Below are 21,096 nucleotides of genomic sequence, written 5' to 3'. Positions count from 1 at the left end.
ATGGGGGAAAGGCGCAAGCATTGCGATAAATATGGGGATGATGAGGTAGATTACAAGGCCCGCCGGGGCAGCGAGCCCAAAGAGTAAGCCCGACAAGCGTAGCGCCATCGGGCATTGAAGATTAAGGCTGATAAATACCGACGCCCAGATCGTTTTCTTTGCGGGTACGCGCAATAACTGACTCAGGGGATTCAGCGATGCGCAGACCCATTTCGTCTTCGGTGCGCACCACTTTACCGCGCAGGGAGTTCGTCCAGACATCGGTAATTTCTACATCCACGAACTTACCGACCATTTCCGGGTTGCCTTCAAAGTTCACCACTCGGTTATTTTCGGTACGGCCAGACAGTTCCATGATGCTTTTACGCGATGTGCCTTCAACCAGAATGCGCTGGGTCGTGCCGACCATGCGACGGCTCCAGGCCATGGCTTGCTGGTTAATACGCTCCTGCAGAATATACAGGCGCTGTTTTTTCTCTTCTTCCGGCACGTCGTCAACCATATCGGCGGCAGGGGTGCCAGGACGCGCAGAGAAGATAAAGCTGTAGCTCATGTCAAAATTGACGTCTGCAATCAACTTCATAGTCTGCTCGAAATCCTGCGTGGTTTCGCCTGGGAAGCCAACGATGAAGTCGGAGCTAATCTGGATATCCGGACGTGCTGCGCGCAGTTTGCGGATGATCGCTTTATATTCCAGCGCAGTATGGGTGCGTCCCATCAGGTTCAGTACGCGATCTGAACCGCTCTGTACCGGCAGGTGCAGGAAGCTCACCAGTTCTGGCGTGTCACGATACACTTCAACGATATCATCGGTGAATTCGATCGGATGGCTGGTGGTGAAGCGGATACGGTCAATGCCATCGATCGCCGCGACCAGCCGCAGCAGATCGGCAAAAGATCCGATCGTGCCGTCGTAGTTCTCACCGCGCCAGGCGTTCACGTTTTGTCCCAGCAGGTTCACTTCACGCACGCCTTGCGCCGCAAGCTGGGCGATTTCAAACAGGATGTCGTCCGCCGGACGGCTTACTTCCTCACCGCGGGTGTATGGCACCACGCAGTAAGTACAATATTTATTACAACCTTCCATGATTGACACGAAAGCGCTTGGACCTTCAGCACGCGGTTCCGGTAGGCGGTCGAATTTTTCGATCTCCGGGAAACTGATATCAACCACCGGGCTACGGGTGGTACTTCCACGCACTTTGTTAATCATTTCCGGCAGACGATGCAGGGTTTGCGGCCCAAAAATAATATCGACATAGTGCGCGCGTTGGCGAATATGGTCGCCTTCCTGAGACGCAACACAGCCACCGACACCGATGATCAGCTTGGGGTTTTTCTCTTTTAACAGCTTCCAGCGGCCCAACTGATGGAAGACTTTTTCCTGAGCCTTCTCACGGATAGAGCAGGTATTCAGCAGCAGCACATCCGCTTCTTCGGCCACGTCGGTCAGTTGATACCCATGGGTGGTATCCAGCAGATCGGCCATCTTCGATGAATCGTATTCGTTCATCTGACAGCCCCAGGTTTTAATATGGAGTTTTTTGGTCATCGACTTGCTCTTGCGAAATTGTGGCTGAAATGCAGGGCGCATAGTGTACTGCTTTGGCGCGGTTGTGACCAGTATGACGGATGTCAGCCTCAAGGGGTAAAAAATCCTGTAAACTTACACAATACATGTAACAGGATAATTGACCATGACAAATCAACCAACGGAAATTGCCATTGTCGGTGGGGGGATGGTCGGCGGCGCGCTGGCGCTAGGACTGGCGCAGCATGGATTTACGGTAACGGTCATTGAACATGCCGTTCCCGCGCCGTTTGTGGCTGACGGACAGCCAGATGTCAGAATTTCGGCCATCAGCTCCGCCTCCGTGTCGTTGCTAAAAGGGCTGGGCGTCTGGGATACGGTTCAGGGGATGCGCAGCCACCCTTACCGTCGTCTGGAAACGTGGGAATGGGAAAATGCCCATGTGATGTTTGATGCCGCCGAGCTTAAGCTGCCCTTACTGGGCTATATGGTGGAAAACACGGTCCTGCAACAGGCGCTCTGGCAGGCTCTGGACGTTCACCCCAAAGTCACGCTGCGGGTGCCTGCGTCGCTGATCTCTCTGCATCAACATAACGATCGGCATGAGCTTGAGCTGGCTGGTGGCGAAAAAATCAGCGCGAAGCTGGTCATCGGCGCCGATGGCGCAAATTCTCAGGTGCGGAAAATGGCCGGGATTGGTATCCATGCCTGGCAGTATGCGCAGTCCTGTATGTTGATAACCGTGCAGTGCGAGAATTCGCCGGGAGACAGCACCTGGCAGCAATTCACCCCTGACGGTCCGCGCGCATTTTTACCGCTGTTTGATAACTGGGCCTCGCTGGTGTGGTACGACTCACCGGCGTGTATCCGCCAGTTGCAAGGTTTGAATATGTCGCAACTGCAGGTGGAGATCTCCAAACATTTCCCATCGCGACTCGGTAACGTTACGCCTGTGGCTGCGGGGGCATTCCCGCTAACGCGCCGTCACGCGCTGCAATATGTGCAGCCAGGACTGGCGCTGGTGGGTGACGCCGCGCATACCATTCATCCGCTGGCGGGGCAGGGCGTTAATTTGGGGTTCCGTGATGTGGATGCGCTGATTGACGTGCTGGTGAATGCGCGCAGCTACGGTGAGTCCTGGGCAAGTCAGCCGGTGCTGAAGCGCTATCAGAACCGTCGTATGACTGACAATTTCATCATGCAAAGCGGCATGGATCTGTTCTACGCAGGATTTAGCAACAACCTGCAGCCGCTGCGTATCATGCGTAATCTTGGGCTAATGGCCGCAGAGCGCGCCGGCGTGCTGAAACGCCAGGCACTCAAGTACGCGTTAGGATTGTAATTCAGACAGGCCTACAGAGAACGTTGTAGGCCTGGTAAGCGTAGTGCCATCAGATAATAAATGCAGAAAAGCAAAAAGCTCGCCGAAGCGAGCTTTTTTAATATGGCTGGGGTACGAGGATTCGAACCTCGGAATGCTGGTATCAGAAACCAGAGCCTTACCGCTTGGCGATACCCCAACGGGTGCATCCACAGAATGGACGGCTTTTTGAAATTGGCTGGGGTACGAGGATTCGAACCTCGGAATGCTGGTATCAGAAACCAGAGCCTTACCGCTTGGCGATACCCCAACAATTTTTTGGATTTACCGAACGAGTCGATACGTCCTTAATATGGTGGCTACGGCGGGATTCGAACCTGTGACCCCATCATTATGAGTGATGTGCTCTAACCAGCTGAGCTACGTAGCCAGATACTATCATATTCTTCGATGGCTGGGGTACCTGGATTCGAACCAGGGAATGCCGGTATCAAAAACCGGTGCCTTACCGCTTGGCGATACCCCAATGACCGTTGCGGTGAACCGCTACATCGAAGAAAAAATGGCTGGGGTACCTGGATTCGAACCAGGGAATGCCGGTATCAAAAACCGGTGCCTTACCGCTTGGCGATACCCCATCCGTGCAACGCTTACGGGTGAATGGTGCGGGAGGCGAGACTTGAACTCGCACACCTTGCGGCGCCAGAACCTAAATCTGGTGCGTCTACCAATTTCGCCACTCCCGCAAAAAAGATGGTGGCTACGACGGGATTCGAACCTGTGACCCCATCATTATGAGTGATGTGCTCTAACCAGCTGAGCTACGTAGCCATCTTTTTTTCGCGTAACCTTATCGGCGTTGCGGGGCGCATTATGCGTATTGAGCCTTGAAGCGTCAACCACTTTTTCATTGAAAATAGCTGGAATGTGACTGTTTGGTTAGGTTGCGAACAGCATGACGCAATATTCGGCAATTATTAGTTATTAATTGTTTTTTTGCACAGAAAATAGACATAAAAAAGAGCCCCGTAGGGCCCTTTTCTAAGGATTAACTTATTTATAAGCGGACTGATGTACGCCAACCGCACGACCAGAAGGATCGTTCATGGTTTTAAACGCCTCATCCCATTCGATTGCTTTGGCAGAAGAACAGGCAACAGACGGCCCGCCAGGCACACATTCCGCAGCGCTCGCAACCGGGAACAGCTCTTCGAAAATCTCACGGTACAAATACGCTTCTTTAGAAGATGGCGTATTGTAAGGGAAACGGAAGCTGGCGGTTTCCAGTTGTTGGTCAGAAACTTGCTCAGCGGCCACCTCTTTCAGGGTATCAATCCAGCTGTAACCGACACCATCGGAGAACTGCTCTTTCTGGCGCCATGCAACGCTTGCTGGCAGGTAGGACTCAAAACATTCACGCAGAACATGTTTTTCCATTTTGCCGTTGCCGCACATTTTGTCCTGCGGGTTGATGCGCATCGCCACATCAAGGAATTTCTTATCCAGGAAGGGCACGCGAGCTTCCACGCCCCAGGCCGACATAGCTTTGTTGGCACGGGCACAGTCGAACATATGCAGCGCCTGCAGCTTACGCACGGTCTCTTCGTGCAGCTCTTTTGCATCTGGTGCTTTGTGGAAATAGAGATAGCCGCCAAATACTTCGTCAGAACCTTCGCCCGACAGCACCATTTTAATGCCCATCGCTTTAATTTTACGCGACATTAAGTACATCGGGGTCGAGGCGCGAATCGTCGTAACATCGTAAGTTTCGATGTGATAAATCACGTCGCGGATAGCATCCAAACCTTCCTGCACGGTGAAGTGGATCTCATGGTGTACAGTACCCAGATGGTTCGCCACCTCTTGCGCGGCTTTCAGGTCCGGAGCGCCTTCCAGGCCTACGGCGAAGGAGTGCAACTGCGGCCACCAGGCTTCGCTACGCTCCTGATCTTCAACACGACGCGCGGCGTATTTTTTGGTGATTGCGGAAATGACGGATGAATCCAGACCGCCGGACAGCAATACACCATAAGGAACATCTGACATCAGGTGGCTTTTCACTGCATCTTCTAGTGCCTGACGCAACTCGTTTTTATCGGTAACGTTGTCTTTTACCGCATCGTATTCAAACCAGTCGCGCTGGTAGTACTGACGAATTTCGCCGTCTTTACTCCATAAATAGCTACCGGCCGGGAATTCTTTGATCGTGCGACACACGGGAACCAGAGCTTTCATTTCAGACGCAACGTAGAAGTTACCGTGCTCGTCGTAACCCATATACAGCGGGATGATCCCGATATGATCGCGACCGATCAGATAAGCGTCCTGCTCGCTGTCGTACAGAGCAAAAGCAAACATGCCTTGCAGGTCATCCAGAAACTCTGGGCCTTTTTCCTGATACAGCGCAAGGATAACTTCGCAGTCGGAACCGGTCTGGAACTGATAGCGATCGCCATATTCAGCGCGCAGCGCCTGATGGTTATAAATTTCACCGTTAACCGCCAGGATATGCGTTTTCTTCACGTTGTACAGCGGCTGAGCACCGGCGTTGACGTCGACGATGGACAGACGTTCGTGCGCCAGAATGGCGTTATCACTGGCGTAAATACCCGACCAGTCCGGGCCGCGATGGCGCATCAGACGAGACAATTCCAGGGCTTTTTTACGCAGTTCAACTGCGTCAGTTTTAATATCGAATACGCCAAAAATAGAACACATAACCTTCTCCGTTAACCTGTTGCGTGATGCTTTTTATGTTTGCTTGATAAAGAAAATGCCGCAAAGCTGGAGAGGGCGCAAGTGAATTACGGGTCAGAAAATAAAAAACGCAATGGTCATTGTGGATTGGTGAAAAAAGATTACAGAATAGACGGGTTTATTAATGAATCGATAATTTTATGGCGGTTTTATTAAATGGAAGGATTTCTTCTGGCCGGATATGACGCGGGGCGTCTTATCCGGCTTACGCATCAAATCACATCAATTTCCGCAACGGACGGGTAAATCCAGCTTGGTCTGAACGGCATGCTGTCAATGTCGTCGAGCGTCGAAACGCCAGACAATACCAGGATGGTTTCGAGACCCGCCTGGAAGCCCGCCAGAATATCGGTACGCAGGTTGTCGCCAACAATAACGGTCTCTTCCGAATGCGCCTGCATTTTGTTGAGCGCCGCGCGAATAATCCACGGGCTGGGTTTGCCCACATAAAATGGCTTGCGGCCAGAGATTTTTTCGATACCGGCGCACAGCGCACCGCAGGCGGGATAAAAACCGCGTCCGTGAGTATCTGGGTTTGTGGCGATGAAACGCGCACCGTTGGCCACAAAATATGCTGCTTTATGCATCATGTCCCAGTTATAGGATCGCGTCTCGCCAACAATCACAAAATCGGGGTTCACGTCAGTAATAGTAAACCCGGCTTTATACAACTCGTGAATTAACGCACCTTCACCTACCACGTAGGCCTTTTTCCCTTCCTGGCGGCGAAGAAAATCAGCGGTAGCCATGGCGGAAGTATAAAAGACGCTATCAGGGACATTCACACCCGCGGTGGCGAAGCGGTTTGCCAAATCCTGCCCGGTCTGTGAAGGATAGTTAGTCAGCAAAACTAACGGCAGGCCTTTTTCCAGGATCCCAGTCAGAAATTCTGCCGCACCCGGTACGGCAACATTGTCGTGCATCAGCACGCCGTCGATATCACAAATTACATTCTTAATGGCCATGGACAATCCGACATCAAAAAAAGAAGGCATTACTATACACAAAATACACTAAATCATTCGAGTTGCATCAAGGTGGCAAGTCTGAGAACCCCGGGAGCTTACTGAAGTAAGTGACTGGGGTGAGCAGATGCAGCTAACGCAGAGGCTGCTTGGTATTAGCTTTCCAGCAAACGTTGCAGCAATGTACCGTTGAGCATCGCACGCTTCACCAGCGCAAAGGCGCCAATGGCTGAACGGTGATCCAGCGTGGAACGAACCACCGGTAAATTGTGGCGAAACGCTTTCAACGCCTGCGTGTTGATACAGCTTTCTATAGCAGGCAGCAGCACTTTATCAGCCTCGGTAATTTCGCCCGCAATGACGATTTTTTGTGGGTTAAACAGGTTGATGGCGATGGCGATGGTTTTACCCAGGTGACGACCAACGTGCTCAATGACTTCTGATGCCAGGTTATCGCCTTTATTAGCCGCCTTACAGATGGCTTTAATGCCGCAATCATCCAGCGTGAGTCGGCTTGGATAACCCTGTTTCAATAAGTTCTGCACGCGGTGTTCAATAGAGGCATTGGCGGCAATTGTTTCCAGACAGCCGAAATTACCGCAGTGACAGCGTTCACCCAGCGGCTCTACCTGAATATGGCCAATCTCACCCACGTTGCCATTGCGACCAATAAAAATTCGGCCATTGGAGATGATTCCCGCCCCGGTTCCGCGGTGAACACGCACCAAAATGGAGTCTTCGCAATCCTGGCTTGCCCCGAAATAGTGCTCGGCCAGCGCCAGACTGCGAATATCGTGACCGACAAAGCAGGTGACCTTAAAGCGTTTTTCGAGTGCTTCGACCAGCCCCCAGTTTTCGACCTGAATGTGCGGCATATAGCGGATGACGCCGCTTTCAGGATCAACAAGGCCTGGCAGAATGACGGAAATCGCAACCAGCTCGCGGATTTTCCGCTGGCAGTTCTCAATAAAGGTGGCAATGGTGTTGAGCAGCGCATACTCGAGCGTTTCCTGGGTGCGCTCCGGGAGGGGATAATGCTCTTCAGCGACCACTTTACTGCTCATATCATAGAGCGTGAGCGTAGTATCGTGGCGGCCCAGGCGTACGCCAATCGCGTGGAAATTGCGGGTTTCGGTGACGATAGAGATAGCGCGGCGGCCCCCGGTGGAGGCCTGCTGATCGACTTCTTTGATCAGCCCGCGTTCAATCAATTGACGCGTAATTTTCGTTACGCTGGCGGGGGCAAGCTGGCTTTGCTCGGCAATTTGAATTCGCGAGATTGGCCCATGCTGGTCAATCAGGCGATAAACCGCCGCGCTGTTAAGCTGTTTTACGAGATCAACATTACCTATTTGAGCTTGTCCGCCTGGTGTCATTCTTTCTCTTACTCAGTAACGACCTCGTTGCCATTAACGATGGTCTTGATAATTTTAAAGTCGTGCGTGAACGCAGTCAGGTTGGCTACTTTGCCTGGCGCGATGCTGCCGAGTTGTTTGTCGACGCCAATGGCGCGAGCAGGGTAGAGCGTTGCCATACGTAAGACCTCGTCGAGAGCGATATTCGCATGTTCGACCAGATTGCGTACGCCTTCAATCATGGTTAATGATGAGCCGCTCAGTGTACCGTTCTCATCAACGCACAATCCATTACGGTAGTATATTGTTTTACCAGCGAAAATGAACTGTTCAATGTTTGCACCTGCTGGTGCGGTTGCGTCGGTGACCAGGCACAGCTTGTCGCCTTTCAGGCGTTTGGCATTACGAATGTTAACGTAATCAACGTGGAGGCCATCGGCGATGATACCGCAGTAGATATCGGCTTCATCAAGAATAGCGCCCGCCAGACCAGGTTCGCGACCGGTAATGTACGGCATCGCGTTGAACAGATGCGTCGCAAAGGTGATACCTGCGCGGAACCCGATTTTTGCTTCTTTTACCGTTGCATTTGAGTGACCCGCAGAAACCACAATACCCGCATTCACCAGCTTGGTAATGACCTCTACCGGGACCATTTCTGGCGCCAGCGTCACTTTGGTGATTACATCGGCATTATTGCACAGGAAATCAACCAGCGCAGCGTCCGGTTGACGGACAAATCCCGGATTATGGGTGCCTTTTTTCACCAGATTCAGCCACGGGCCTTCCAGATGAAGCCCTAGTGCCTGATTCGGGTGTTTCGCCAGGTATTCACGCATGACGCGAACGCCTTGTTTCATCAGGTCATCGCTGGTGGTGATAAGCGTTGGCAGGTAGCTGGTGCAGCCAGATTTTTCATTGGCTTTCTGCATGATTTCCAGCGTTTCAACGGTCACGGCTTCTGCCGTATCGTTAAACTGTACGCCGCCGCAGCCGTTTAGCTGTACATCGATAAAACCGGGGGAAACAATGGCCCCATTCAGTGAGCGCTGTTCAATTCCTGACGGTAACTCAGCCAGTGGGCAAACGCTGTCAATCAGGCCATTGGCGACAACAATCGCATGGTCATCAAGAATTTCGTGACCGGTAAAAATCCGGCCCTGGGTTAAAGCATACATTCCGACCCCCGATTTCAAAAAATGCCGCCCTGCAACTTATCGACAGGGCGGAGACATCAATTACAGACCTTTAATATTTTCCGCTTCTAACTCGTTAAAGTATTTCAGCGTCTTCACTTTCAGTTCCATGGTGGAAGGCTCATCGCAGACCACAACGGCTTTCGGATGCAGCTGCAGACAGCTGATGGTCCACATATGGTTAACGTTGCCTTCAACGGCGGCTTGCAGCGCCTGCGCTTTCTGGTGGCCCAGTACCAGGATCATCACTTCTTCGGCATCCAGCAGGGTGCCCACGCCAACGGTCAGCGCATATTTAGGTACCTGGTTTACGTCGCCGTCAAAGAAGCGTGAGTTCGCAACACGCGTGTCGTGAGTCAGCGTTTTGATGCGGGTACGGGAAGCCAAAGAAGAGGCTGGTTCGTTGAACGCGATGTGACCATCGTTGCCTACGCCGCCCATAAACAGGTGGATTTTACCGTAAGAACGGATTTTCTCTTCATACTGACGGCATTCTGCATCAATATCCGGTGCGTTACCATTGAGGAGGTTGATGTTTTCTGCTGGAATATCAACGTGATCAAAGAAGTTGCGATGCATGAAGCTATGGTAGCTTTCCGGATGCTCTTTCGGCAGGCCAACATATTCGTCCATATTGAACGTCACAACATGCTTGAAGCTTACCTGGCCCGCTTTGTGCATTTCAACCAATGCTTTGTAGGCTGTCAGCGGAGTACCGCCAGTCGGCAGGCCCAAAACGAACGGACGATCAGCCGTTGGTTTGAACGCGTTAATACGGTTAACGATATGGCGAGCAGCCCATTTGCCGACTTGTTCAGCGGTATTCAGGGGGATCAGTCTCATTCTTCACCTCAAAAGTAAATGTAAGCAATTGGCGGATTGAGTCTCTGTGCAGTATTAAGCGTAACTTGGTTTTGCATCGGTAAGGATCAATCCGTTTCGATTTTTTGAATGATAAAATAAGTTTTCGTAGTTAGCCAGTGGAAGGGAGGGTTAATAACGATATTTGGTGACTGGAATCACAAAAAACACGCATTTAATTTGCGATACGAATTAAATTTTCACACACTCTGAATGTAGATGAATGGTTAATATTGTTGTTCCAGAATCTTGCTGTCAGGAATGGTCGCACAATAAAAATATGGCTTCAAAGAAGCCTAATCGGGGTCTCGTAGGGGGAATAAAATGAATATTTTAGGTTTTTTCCAGCGGCTGGGTAGGGCGTTACAGCTCCCCATCGCTGTGCTGCCAGTCGCGGCACTGCTGCTGCGATTCGGCCAACCAGATTTACTTAACGTACCCTTCATCGCGCAAGCGGGTGGGGCCATCTTTGATAACCTGGCGTTAATTTTCGCTATCGGTGTGGCTTCCAGCTGGTCAAAAGACAGCGCGGGTGCTGCAGCGCTGGCGGGTGCGGTCGGTTATTTCATATTGACCAAAGCAATGGTTACCATTAACCCGGCCATCAACATGGGCGTGCTGGCAGGTATCATCACTGGTCTGGTCGGCGGTGCGGTATATAACCGTTGGTCTGGTATCAAACTACCTGACTTCCTGAGCTTCTTTGGCGGCAAACGCTTCGTGCCGATCGCCACTGGCTTCTTCTGTCTGGTGCTGGCTGCTATCTTCGGCTACGTGTGGCCGCCGGTGCAGAACGCCATCCATGCGGGAGGTGAGTGGATCGTAGGCGCTGGCGCGCTGGGTTCCGGTATCTTTGGTTTCATCAACCGTCTGCTGATCCCAACCGGTCTGCATCAGGTGCTGAACACCATCGCCTGGTTCCAGATTGGTGAATTCACTAACGCTGCAGGTACCGTATTCCACGGTGACATCAACCGCTTCTACGCGGGTGACGGCACTGCGGGTATGTTCATGTCTGGCTTCTTCCCGATCATGATGTTTGGTCTGCCGGGTGCGGCGCTGGCAATGTACTTCGCCGCTCCGAAAGCACGTCGTCCGATGGTTGGCGGTATGCTGCTGTCCGTTGCGATCACCGCGTTCCTGACCGGTGTTACCGAGCCGCTGGAATTCCTGTTCATGTTCCTGGCGCCATTGCTGTACCTCCTGCACGCACTGTTAACGGGTATCAGCCTGTTCGTTGCAACACTGCTGGGGATCCACGCGGGCTTCTCCTTCTCCGCAGGGGCTATCGACTACGTGTTGATGTACAACCTGCCGGCGGCAAGTCAGAACGTCTGGATGCTGGTCGTGATGGGCTTGGTGTTCTTCGTCATTTACTTTGTGTTGTTCAGCGCGGTTATTCGTATGTTTAACCTGAAAACGCCGGGCCGTGAAGATAAAGAAGACGATATCGTTACTGAAGAAGCGAACAGCAACACTGAAGAAGGTCTGGCTCAACTGGCAACCAACTACATTGCAGCAGTTGGTGGTACCGATAACCTGAAAGCGATTGATGCCTGTATCACTCGTCTGCGTCTGACCGTTGCCGACTCCGGTCGCGTAAATGATGCGATGTGTAAACGTTTAGGCGCATCTGGAGTGGTTAAGCTGAACAAGCAAACTATCCAGGTCATCGTGGGTGCGAAGGCCGAATCTATCGGCGACGAAATGAAGAAAGTTGTTGCGCGTGGCCCGGTGGCTGCAGCGTCTGGTGAAAGTGCGCCAGCAGCAGCGGCTCCGGTTGCTAAACCGCAAGCTGTAGCGAACGCAGTAACCGTTGAAACTTTAGTTTCTCCGATTACCGGTGACGTGGTTGCGCTGGAGCAGGTGCCTGATGAAGCCTTCGCCAGCAAAGCTGTAGGCGACGGCGTGGCGGTGAAGCCAACGGATAAAATCGTGGTTGCTCCGGCTGCCGGCACCATCGTGAAAATCTTCAACACTAATCATGCGTTCTGTCTGGAAACCGTTAAAGGCGCGGAAATCGTGGTCCACATGGGCATCGATACAGTAGCGCTGGAAGGTAAAGGCTTTAAGCGTCTGGTTGAAGAAGGTGCGGAAGTGACTGCAGGTCAACCGATTCTGGAAATGGATCTGGAGTTCCTGAACGCCAACGCACGTTCCATGATTAGCCCGGTTGTGTGCAGCAACAGCGATGATTTCGGTGCTCTGGTCATTAAAGCCGAAGGTCATGTGGTTGCTGGTCAAACACCACTGTATGAGATTAAAGGTAAATAACTGCTCCTGAGTAAAGTGAGTTAAGTGCCTTAAGCGGCGGGGGATATTCCTCCGCCGCTTTTTTTTGCAGCAAATACCCTCATATATCCTGTTGAAACACCTTTTTTGTGCAACTAATAGTTGTCTCCTGACGTCGCTTATAAGATCATGTTCCGTTATACGTTGTTTACGCTTTGAGGAATCCACGATGAGTGAGGCTGAAGCCCGCCCGAGTAACTTTATTCGTCAGATCATCGATGAAGATCTGGCCAGTGGTAAGCACACCACTATCCATACACGTTTTCCGCCGGAGCCAAATGGCTATCTGCACATTGGCCACGCGAAATCCATTTGTCTGAACTTTGGCATTGCGCAAGATTACCAGGGCCAGTGCAACCTGCGTTTTGATGATACGAACCCGGTTAAAGAAGATATCGAGTACGTTGAGTCGATTAAAAACGACGTTGAATGGTTAGGTTTCCACTGGACTGGCGATATTCGCTACTCTTCGGATTACTTCGATCAGCTTCACGCCTATGCGGTAGAGCTTATTAATAAAGGCCTGGCGTACGTTGATGAACTGTCAGCGGAGGAGATCCGTGAATACCGCGGCACTCTGACGCAGCCAGGTAAAAACAGCCCGTTCCGCGATCGTAGCGTCGAAGAGAACCTGGCACTGTTCGAAAAAATGCGTACCGGTGGTTTTGAAGAAGGTAAAGCCTGCCTGCGCGCGAAAATCGATATGGCTTCGCCGTTTATCGTGATGCGTGATCCGGTGCTGTACCGTATTAAGTTCGCCGAACACCACCAGACCGGCAACAAGTGGTGCATCTACCCGATGTACGATTTTACCCACTGCATCAGCGATGCGCTGGAAGGCATTACGCATTCACTGTGTACGCTGGAGTTCCAGGATAACCGTCGTTTGTACGACTGGGTGCTGGACAACATCACCATTCCGGTTCACCCGCGCCAGTACGAATTCTCGCGCCTGAATCTGGAATACACCGTGATGTCCAAGCGCAAGCTGAACCTGCTGGTGACCGACAAGCACGTTGAAGGCTGGGACGATCCGCGTATGCCGACGATTTCTGGCCTGCGTCGTCGTGGTTATACCGCTGCCGCTATTCGTGAGTTCTGCAAACGCATTGGCGTGACCAAGCAGGATAACACCATTGAGATCGCTTCTCTGGAGTCCTGCATTCGCGAAGATCTGAACGAAAACGCCCCGCGCGCGATGGCAGTTATCGATCCGGTGAAACTGGTTATCGAAAACTACCCGCAGGGCGAAAGCGAGCTGGTTACCATGCCTAACCATCCGAACAAACCGGAAATGGGCAGCCGTGAAGTGCCGTTTAGCGGTGAAATTTGGATCGATCGCGCAGACTTCCGCGAAGAAGCGAACAAGCAGTACAAGCGTCTGGTGATGGGCAAAGAAGTACGTCTGCGTAATGCTTACGTGATCAAGGCTGAACGTGTAGAGAAAGATGCAGAAGGGAATATCACCACCATTTTCTGCACCTACGATGCCGACACCCTGAGCAAAGATCCGGCTGATGGTCGTAAAGTAAAAGGTGTTATTCACTGGGTGAGCGCGTCCCATGCGCTGCCGATTGAAATCCGTTTGTACGATCGTCTGTTTAGCGTGCCAAACCCAGGTGCGGCAGAAGACTTCCTGTCCGTTATCAACCCGGAATCGCTGGTCATTAAGCAGGGCTACGGTGAGCCGTCACTGCAGGCTGCGATTGCAGGTAAAGCGTTCCAGTTTGAGCGTGAAGGCTATTTCTGCCTGGACAGCCGCTATGCAACGGCTGACAAGCTGGTATTTAACCGCACTGTAGGTCTGCGCGATACGTGGGCTAAAGTCGGCGAGTAATTCCTGCCACACTGCCTCAAACGCCGCCAACGCGACGTTTGAGGCGGATTTTTCTGTTTTACTTATGTTGCATTAACGCCTGAACCCGCTGCTGGCTGCGTTCCAGCACCACCGATGTCTCCTGCTTACCCACCGTCGCCTGATTGACCATTTCACTGAGGATCATCGAGCCGGTAATATCCCCCATCCGCGTAAAGTTCTTCTCGCCGACCGATCCAAAGACCTGCATATTCGGGTACTGGGCAATCAGCTGTTCAGGGAGAGTTCCAAAGACTTTGACGGCAGGGTTGTCCTTCCAACTGACGTTTTGCGCGGCGGCCTTCGTCACCGGCAGCATCGCCCCCGGAGACATCAATACCCAGTCAGCCGCGTTCTGCGCCTCTCCCATAAAGCTGACAAATTTTTCGGCGGCTTTCGTTTCTGCCTCAGTCTGACCGGCTGTGAGCGTTAATGATGTGATAACGCCAAATACGGCAGGTGATTTTTCGCTCGGCACGACAAAGCCTAAATCCGCCAGCGAACCATCCTGATAAATCGCTGGCAGGATATAGGTCGAATAGACCGCCATCGGCGCGGTGCCGTTCATAAAGGCGTCTTTGATCTCTGTTACGTTGTTCGAGCCGGGCATGGTATTGCGGGCCAGTTCGCGATAATAGTTCAGCGAGGCCTGCATTTCCGCTGAGTTAACCGTGATGTCGCCGTTTGCGTTGAACACATTGGCACCGTTTGAAAGTGCGAACTGAGAGAAGGTTTGTTCGCTCATGACGCTTTCAGCCGTCGGCAGCGCGATGCCATATTTTTTACTGGCGCTGTCGGTCAGCCTGCGTGCCGCTTCCAGCAGTTGCGTCCAGTTTTTGGGTTCGTTGATTCCCGCTTTAGCCAGTACCGATTTCCGATACCAGACTCCCTGTAGCCAGGCGCTGATCGGCACGCCGGTATAGGCTGTTCCGTCTTCGGTGCGAACAATGCGCAGCACACCGTCGTAGAAGGCGCTTTCACCTTGCCTGTCGATCAGCGTTTTCACCGCTTTGTGGTCGATAAGCTGCTCTTTATCCATGACTTTGGCATAGTCATGGCTGACCTCGACGACCTCCGGCAGTGACCCTGAGCGGGCGAGGGTAATGATTTTAGTATTATAGGCATCCTCTTCTACGGGAACCTGCTTCACAATAATATCCGGATTCTCTTGCTGAAAGCGGTTAATGATCCCGGCAATGACAGTCTGGCGCTCCTGCTCAACGGCGGAGTGCATAAATTCGATGCTCACCTGCTGCGGTTTATCCTCACAGCCTGAAAGCAAAACGGCGGTCATCAGCGCCAGCATTGTTTTTGATATGTTCATTTTTAATCCCTTGTTGTCGTCCATTTCCGTTGATTAACAACTGGCGCTGATATGGATAGCGTCCGTCGACAGCGCACCCGCACAAATCAGTAAACCGATCCCGCCATCCATCAAGGCTTCGCGTTCAGCGTCCTCCACGCGCAGCGTTTTACCGTCAACGGTCGCGGAGATAATCTGCCCGTTGACGCTAATATCGAACGACACAGGGCGCTCGTACACGTCGGACAACGCCGCTTCTGCCAGAACTTTGGTGCTGGTGTCGCGCACGCGGACGATCTGTAATTTTCCGTCGCGCAGGATGCGCGCGGCGTAATAGCGCCTCATCCCCTGCACCCGAAAAGCCAGACCGCCGTACTCCCCTGAATGCAGCGTAATGTCACTCTGAACGCGGTAGTTATCCCACTGCCGCGTTCCGTGAATAATCAATCCCTCGTCGTACTCTTTGGAGATGCGAAAGCTGGTGGGATAGTGGCGTGAAAAGAGATCCACGTCGTTTACCCAGGCTCGCCACCAAAAATTAGTTTCCCCTGTGGGTTTACGCAGGGTCAGCTCAGGTGCGCCGTCCCAGCGCATACTGTCGATGAGCAGGCGACCGCGGGCAACGCGGGCATCGGTGCTGATTGTTACGCCAATCTCGCCGATCGGTTGGCCCTGGCAGTCCGGGAGATCCAACGCCAGCGTTAGCGATTCACCCGGGGCTATGATCTGCGCGTCGCCGTACTGAGGCGTCAGCTGATTGTTGTCATCATAAACCCGGTAGCAGAGCCGCACGTTTAACGCGGATGTGTTATCCGGTGGCGCAATCAGGGTGGCCTGAAGACGCTGGCCTGGGTAGATAAGTGGGGTAGCCATTAAATCGTAGCTGCGCATTTCCACGATTTCAGGCGGGGTAAAGGTTTGCGTGGTCACGCTGGCATGAAGTCCGGGCGCAAGATGGCGATAGTGCAGACTCAACATCTGCCGCCCCAGGTGCGCCTCATTCTTAACCTCAACCGCGGCCGCATTTTCTTCATTAAGCCAGCGGAAACCCTGCACGCTGCCCGGTAGTGAGAAATGGTACTGCGCGCCGGATTTTTTGGCTTCAGGGCGCGGCAGACCGGCAATCTGGTGTCCCAGCCCGACCAGGTAATCGGTGATCCGCACGGCGTTGTTTATGGAGAACCCTCCGTCGGCTGAGGAGATCAGCATTCTGTCCGCCAGCGGCCCGCGCCAGTCCGGGCCTGCGTCAATACCCTGGAGTCCCAGCATAATGCCGGACAGACAGCCGACATTCCCCGCATTGCAGTCAGTGTCCCATCCTGACGTATTGACAATGCACTGGGCCTGCTGGAAGTCGTCCGGCGCGTAAAGGATCGCCATAATCATCAGCGCATGATTAGGGATGATGTGACAATTGCTGGGATATTTGTGATAGCCATAGTTGTCGTCGATTCGCTGGCGGGTCGTCTGCCAGTCGTTATCTTCCCGTCGCCAGCGACGGATATCGCCAACCAGCTGGGCTATTTGCGACTCTGCCGGGATCACGGATAGTCCAACGTCAATAAGCTGTTCGATCTCCTGGCAGATAAAGGCTTGTGATTCCATCGCGGCCCAGAGCATAGCGGCATACACTGCTTCACCGTCATGGCTCACGCTGGCGGCGTTTTTGGCAAGTTCTGCCGCCAGACGGGGTTGTCCCGGTGCGACAAGCGCCCAGCTATCAATAAAGATTTGTGCGCCAATCTGTTCGGCAATCGTTTTCCCGTTGGTCGCAATGGCACCGCTTAGCGGAGCCGGAATGCCTTTTTTGAGATTCAGCCAGGCGGTGTGTTCCGTCGAATTACCGTTGCCGCCCCACCAGAGGATGGTGCGCTTATCAATGATGTAATTAAGCCAGCAGTGCCCCATCTGTTCCGCGCTCAGATCCGGCGGCAGGGCATAATCTTCCAGTGCGCGGATAAAGGTAAAGGTTCCGGCGACATCATCGTCGGTGACAACCAGCGGACGCTTAAATTTTTCGTGGACGTAATACTGGATCGGCCCCAGCTCCTGCATAATTTTTTCGTAGGTCCATCCTTCGAAAGGGCGGCCAAGGTAGACGCCGATTAATTTCCCCAATACCCCTGCATAAACGCGCGACTCATAATCTGAAGGCAATTCCATCTGTTTGATCCTTGTGTGGTGTTTTATCAGCCGTTCAGGCAGATTCTCTTTTTACCAGGCCCCAGGGCATTTCAGTGGTGCTGCCCTGGAGCTGTGCGGTGATATCAGTTTGCGCCAGGAGGAGGGCGGCCGCTTTTTGCCCAAGCTGCTCCGGGTACTGGGCGATAGTGGTCAGGGAAGGGGTCACCAGCCCGGCGGCGGGAATATCATCGAACCCCATCACCGCAAGCTGCTCCGGGATCGTGATGCCTTTCTCCCTTGCGGCACGCATCACGCCGATAGCTATTAAATCGTTGGCGGCGAAAATCGCATCCGGGAGCGTGCCGTCATTAATCAGCTGCATCGCGATCTGATAGCCGCTCTGTTCGTTAAAACCTGGCAGAATTTTGATGCGCGGAAGGCGGCCGGCCTGGGTCATCGCCTGGCGATATCCTTCCACTCTGGCAGGCTCAGGACCGCCAGCGCTGGCGATCATCGTGATATTTCGGTGCCCCTTTGCCAGCAGATATTCGACGGCACTGCGCGCGGCAGCGGCGTTGTCGATATAAACATTATGCAGCGGTAGCGGGCCGTTTTTTTTCATTCTGGCTTCAATACGTGCAATCGGGATCCCTGCCTGAAGATACGGGGCAAAATCTTTCATCCCGACGTTAAAAAATGTCCCTACCACGGCGTCGACCCGCCCCTGCGCTGACCAGCGCAAAAAATGCAGCTCTCTTTCCCGTAATCCATCGGTGCTGGCCACGATCGCATCGTAGTGATACCTATCCGTCACCGACTGAACGCCACGGACGAGCGAGGCATAAAAAGGGTTGGCGATATCCGGCACGATGCAGGCGATCGACATGGTTTTATTGGTTTTCAGCGCTTGTGCAAAACGGTTCGGTATATATCCCAGCTGATTAGCCGCTTGCTCAACCCGGCTCACTGTCTCCTGTGGGTAGGTGTGATTTCCTTTGGTGAGTACCACGGATACCACTGCCTGTGAAACGCCAGCCAGGGCCGCAACGTCTTTCTGCGTGATGCGTTTTGTCATTTATTTATCAACTTATACGTATAACCTGCATCTTTGAATAATGGGACACCCGGTAGCTGTCAATAAAAACCTTATAAAGTGAGTGTATTTGTGTGGAAAATCCGAGGACGGTCACATCAACGACGGAGAGTGAATTCAGGAGCTCGAACGTTCTGTTTGCAGAGCGAATTAATGACGTTCGAGAATTAATTTGTTTTGCGAATGCAAAGACAATTATTAAGGGTTGAATTATATATATAATAATAAAATTGAAGATATCTATATGTATATAAAGTGTTTTTTCTTGTTTTTGTGACTTTTTTTACTCCCAAAGCAAAATGTAACAGAAAACAAGAAAATATGTGCGGTTGCTCATACTATTACATACTCGTTACAGAAAGAGATTGATAATTCGCGTCGCGAAAAATAGTCTATTCATTGTAGTCACTGAGGTTTTCTCAGCGCTACTTTTTTAATTTTTGTTTTTTCGCTGTCCGCTTTTGTCGGCAGCATTTTATACCCAATGGATTTCGAGTTGCATCAAGGCGGAGACGCAGCGCGTGCGCTGTCCCCGAAGGGGCGAGGCCAAAGGCCGAGTAAAGCCAACACCGATGCAGCTTGAAAAACGAAGGGTTATACGTCAAAGAGGATTAACATATGCGTACGTTTAGTGGCAAACGTAGTACGCTGGCGCTGGCTATCGCCGGTATCACAGCAATGTCGGGGTTCGTTGTCGCTCCCCAGGTACATGCCGAAGGATTTATTGATGACTCAACCTTAACCGGCGGCATCTATTACTGGCAGCGTGAGCGTGACCGTAAAGATGTGACCGATCACGACAAATACAAAACCAACCTTTCTCACTCCACCTGGAACGCTAACCTCGACTTCCAGTCCGGTTATGCGGCTGATATGTTTGGTATTGATATCGCAGCATTTACCGCTATTGAAATGAACGAAAGTAGCGAAAGCGGCCATCCAAACGAAATTGCATTCTCGTCAAAAAATAAAGGCTATGATGAAGATTACTCCGGCGATAAGAGCGGAATTAGCCTTTATAAAGCAGCAGCCAAATTTAAATTCGGCCCAACCTGGGCGCGCGCCGGTTACATTCAACCAACCGGACAGACTCTGTTGGCTCCGCACTGGAGCTTTATGCCAGGTACCTATCAGGGTGCTGAAGCCGGAGCCAACTTCGACTATGGTGATGCTGGTGCACTGAGCTTCTCCTATATGTGGGCCAACGAATATAAAGCACCATGGCACACTGAAGTCGATAAATTCTATCAGGCTGATAAAAAGACCAGCGTAGATTATCTGCACTCAATCGGCGCGAAATATGACTTCAAAAATAACCTGTTGCTGGAAGCCGCATTTGGTCAGTCTGAAGGCTACGTCGATCAGTACTTCGCAAAAGCCAGCTATAAATTCGATTTAGGCGGTAACCCGTTTACCACCAGCTATCAGTTCTACGGCGCGCGCGACAAAGTTGATGATCGCACCGTGAACGATATTTATGACGGTACGGCCTGGCTGCAGGCGCTGACCTTTGGCTACAAAGTGGCGGAAGTGGTTGACCTGCGTCTGGAAGGGACCTGGGTTAAAGCGGACGGGCAGCAGGGGTACTTCCTGCAGCGTATGACCCCGACCTACGCCTCATCAAACGGTCGCCTGGATATCTGGTGGGATAACCGTTCCGACTTCAACGCCAACGGCGAAAAGGCTGTCTTCTTCGGCGCAATGTATGACCTGAAGAACTGGAATTTGCCGGGCTGGGCAGTGGGCGCGTCCTACGTTTACGCATGGGATGCCAAGCCATCAACCTGGCAGATCAATCCGGATGCGTACTACGACAAAAACCGGACTATCGAAGAATCTTCTTACAGCCTGGATGCGGTCTATACCCTGCAAGAGGGGCGTGCGAAGGGCACCATGTTTAAACTGCACTTCACCCAGTACGACAACCATTCAGACATTCCAAGCTGGGGCGGTGGTTACGGCAACATCTTCCAGGATGAGCGCGACGTGAAATTCATCGTTATTGCTCCGTTCACCATCTTCTAATGCCAACAGCGGCAGGCCGGGCGCCTGCCGCATCGTTGAGGAAAGTGCTATGAAAAAACTGATACTCATCGCTGTTATGGCATCCGGGCTGGTGGCTTGCGCGCAATCCCCGGCGCCAAAAGAAGACAGCCGTCTGAAAGAAGCCTACAGCGCGTGCATTACTACCGCGCAAGGATCGCCGGAGAAAATCGAAGCCTGCCAAAGCGTGTTGAATGTGCTGAAGAAAGAAAAGCAGCATCAGCAGTTTGCCAATGAAGAAAGCGTACGCGTATTGGATTATCAGCAATGCATCCAGGCTACGCGCACGGGTAATGGTCAGTCCGTTAATGCTGATTGCGACAAGGTCTGGCAGGAAATTCGTAGCAAGAATACTGCGCAGTAAATCGAAAAATGAAACAGACAACGGGCGGAGAGTTTT

Annotated in this window: 14 protein-coding genes and 7 tRNA genes; 5 read left to right on the top strand and 16 right to left on the bottom strand. The window is 52.2% G+C overall.

The genetic code is table 11. From position 1 onward, the window contains the following. Positions 1–121: 121 nt before the first annotated feature. Positions 122–1,552 carry a tRNA (N6-isopentenyl adenosine(37)-C2)-methylthiotransferase MiaB gene (miaB, locus tag HV345_RS16585; RefSeq protein ID WP_181635826.1) on the bottom strand — a complete coding sequence of 477 codons (1,431 nt, stop codon included), beginning with the start codon at positions 1,550–1,552 and terminating at the stop codon, positions 122–124. A 145-nt stretch (positions 1,553–1,697) separates the two neighbouring features. Between miaB and ubiF the strand changes: the two genes are divergently transcribed. After that, positions 1,698–2,873, top strand: a complete 1,176-nt coding sequence (gene ubiF / locus HV345_RS16580) for a 3-demethoxyubiquinol 3-hydroxylase (protein WP_181635825.1) — start codon at positions 1,698–1,700, stop codon at positions 2,871–2,873. A 103-nt stretch (positions 2,874–2,976) separates the two neighbouring features. Here ubiF and HV345_RS16575 read toward each other — a convergent pair. From HV345_RS16575 to nagB, 12 genes are all read right to left on the bottom strand, one after another. Continuing rightward, positions 2,977–3,051, bottom strand: a tRNA-Gln gene (locus tag HV345_RS16575). 36 nt (positions 3,052–3,087) lie between these two features. Then, a tRNA-Gln gene (locus tag HV345_RS16570) sits at positions 3,088–3,162 on the bottom strand. Between the two features lie 43 nt (positions 3,163–3,205). Then, positions 3,206–3,282, bottom strand: a tRNA-Met gene (locus tag HV345_RS16565). Between the two features lie 21 nt (positions 3,283–3,303). Further along, positions 3,304–3,378 (bottom strand) — tRNA-Gln (locus tag HV345_RS16560). 37 nt (positions 3,379–3,415) lie between these two features. Then, positions 3,416–3,490, bottom strand: a tRNA-Gln gene (locus HV345_RS16555). Positions 3,491–3,513: 23 nt separating this feature from the next. Beyond that, positions 3,514–3,598: transfer RNA gene (locus tag HV345_RS16550), tRNA-Leu, on the bottom strand. 8 nt (positions 3,599–3,606) lie between these two features. Beyond that, positions 3,607–3,683, bottom strand: a tRNA-Met gene (locus HV345_RS16545). Positions 3,684–3,905: 222 nt separating this feature from the next. Next, positions 3,906–5,570 carry an asparagine synthase B gene (gene asnB, locus HV345_RS16540; protein ID WP_003835552.1) on the bottom strand — a complete coding sequence of 555 codons (1,665 nt, stop codon included), beginning with the start codon at positions 5,568–5,570 and terminating at the stop codon, positions 3,906–3,908. A 251-nt stretch (positions 5,571–5,821) separates the two neighbouring features. Next, the gene (gene nagD / locus HV345_RS16535) at positions 5,822–6,574 is read right to left on the bottom strand and encodes a ribonucleotide monophosphatase NagD (protein WP_005121413.1); all 753 of its coding nucleotides are present in this window, start codon (positions 6,572–6,574) and stop codon (positions 5,822–5,824) included. Positions 6,575–6,729: 155 nt separating this feature from the next. After that, positions 6,730–7,950, bottom strand: coding sequence for an N-acetylglucosamine repressor (locus HV345_RS16530; protein WP_016152247.1), 1,221 nt, complete (start codon positions 7,948–7,950; stop codon positions 6,730–6,732). Positions 7,951–7,958: 8 nt separating this feature from the next. Beyond that, a complete protein-coding gene (gene nagA / locus HV345_RS16525; protein WP_032931096.1) occupies positions 7,959–9,107 on the bottom strand; it encodes an N-acetylglucosamine-6-phosphate deacetylase in 1,149 nt (382 codons plus the stop codon). Between the two features lie 60 nt (positions 9,108–9,167). Continuing rightward, positions 9,168–9,968, bottom strand: coding sequence for a glucosamine-6-phosphate deaminase (nagB, locus tag HV345_RS16520; protein ID WP_085047509.1), 801 nt, complete (start codon positions 9,966–9,968; stop codon positions 9,168–9,170). A 342-nt stretch (positions 9,969–10,310) separates the two neighbouring features. On the opposite strand from nagB, the gene nagE reads away from it, so the two are divergent. Next, entirely contained in the window at positions 10,311–12,260 is a 1,950-nt protein-coding gene (nagE, locus tag HV345_RS16515) for a PTS N-acetyl glucosamine transporter subunit IIABC (RefSeq protein ID WP_016152249.1), read from the top strand. Positions 12,261–12,447: 187 nt separating this feature from the next. Next, positions 12,448–14,115, top strand: a complete 1,668-nt coding sequence (gene glnS / locus HV345_RS16510) for a glutamine--tRNA ligase (RefSeq protein ID WP_016152250.1) — start codon at positions 12,448–12,450, stop codon at positions 14,113–14,115. Positions 14,116–14,173: 58 nt separating this feature from the next. On the opposite strand, the gene HV345_RS16505 is transcribed toward glnS, so the two are convergent. Genes HV345_RS16505 through HV345_RS16495 form a run of 3 tightly spaced genes read right to left on the bottom strand, consistent with a single transcriptional unit; the run spans position 14,174 to position 18,635 of the window. Next, positions 14,174–15,457, bottom strand: a complete 1,284-nt coding sequence (locus HV345_RS16505; RefSeq protein WP_181635824.1) for an ABC transporter substrate-binding protein — start codon at positions 15,455–15,457, stop codon at positions 14,174–14,176. A 33-nt stretch (positions 15,458–15,490) separates the two neighbouring features. After that, a complete protein-coding gene (locus HV345_RS16500) occupies positions 15,491–17,599 on the bottom strand; it encodes an ADP-ribosylglycohydrolase family protein (RefSeq protein WP_181635823.1) in 2,109 nt (702 codons plus the stop codon). A gap of 34 nt (positions 17,600–17,633) precedes the next feature. Continuing rightward, positions 17,634–18,635 carry a LacI family DNA-binding transcriptional regulator gene (locus tag HV345_RS16495; protein WP_181635822.1) on the bottom strand — a complete coding sequence of 334 codons (1,002 nt, stop codon included), beginning with the start codon at positions 18,633–18,635 and terminating at the stop codon, positions 17,634–17,636. 636 nt (positions 18,636–19,271) lie between these two features. On the opposite strand from HV345_RS16495, the gene chiP reads away from it, so the two are divergent. Both chiP and chiQ read left to right on the top strand, forming a co-directional pair. Continuing rightward, positions 19,272–20,678 (top strand): chitoporin, encoded by a 1,407-nt coding sequence (gene chiP / locus HV345_RS16490; protein WP_016152254.1) that lies wholly within the window; start codon positions 19,272–19,274, stop codon positions 20,676–20,678. A gap of 49 nt (positions 20,679–20,727) precedes the next feature. After that, positions 20,728–21,060: a ChiQ/YbfN family lipoprotein gene (gene chiQ, locus HV345_RS16485; RefSeq protein WP_016155980.1), complete on the top strand. Its 333-nt coding sequence runs from the start codon at positions 20,728–20,730 to the stop codon at positions 21,058–21,060. The last annotated feature ends 36 nt before the right edge of the window (positions 21,061–21,096 follow it).

The sequence above is a fragment of the Citrobacter sp. RHBSTW-00986 genome, assembly GCF_013783065.1.
Lineage (GTDB): Bacteria > Pseudomonadota > Gammaproteobacteria > Enterobacterales > Enterobacteriaceae > Citrobacter > Citrobacter braakii.
The sequence above is the reverse complement of the archived record's forward strand: the minus strand, read 5'-3'. Positions and strand labels throughout refer to the sequence as shown.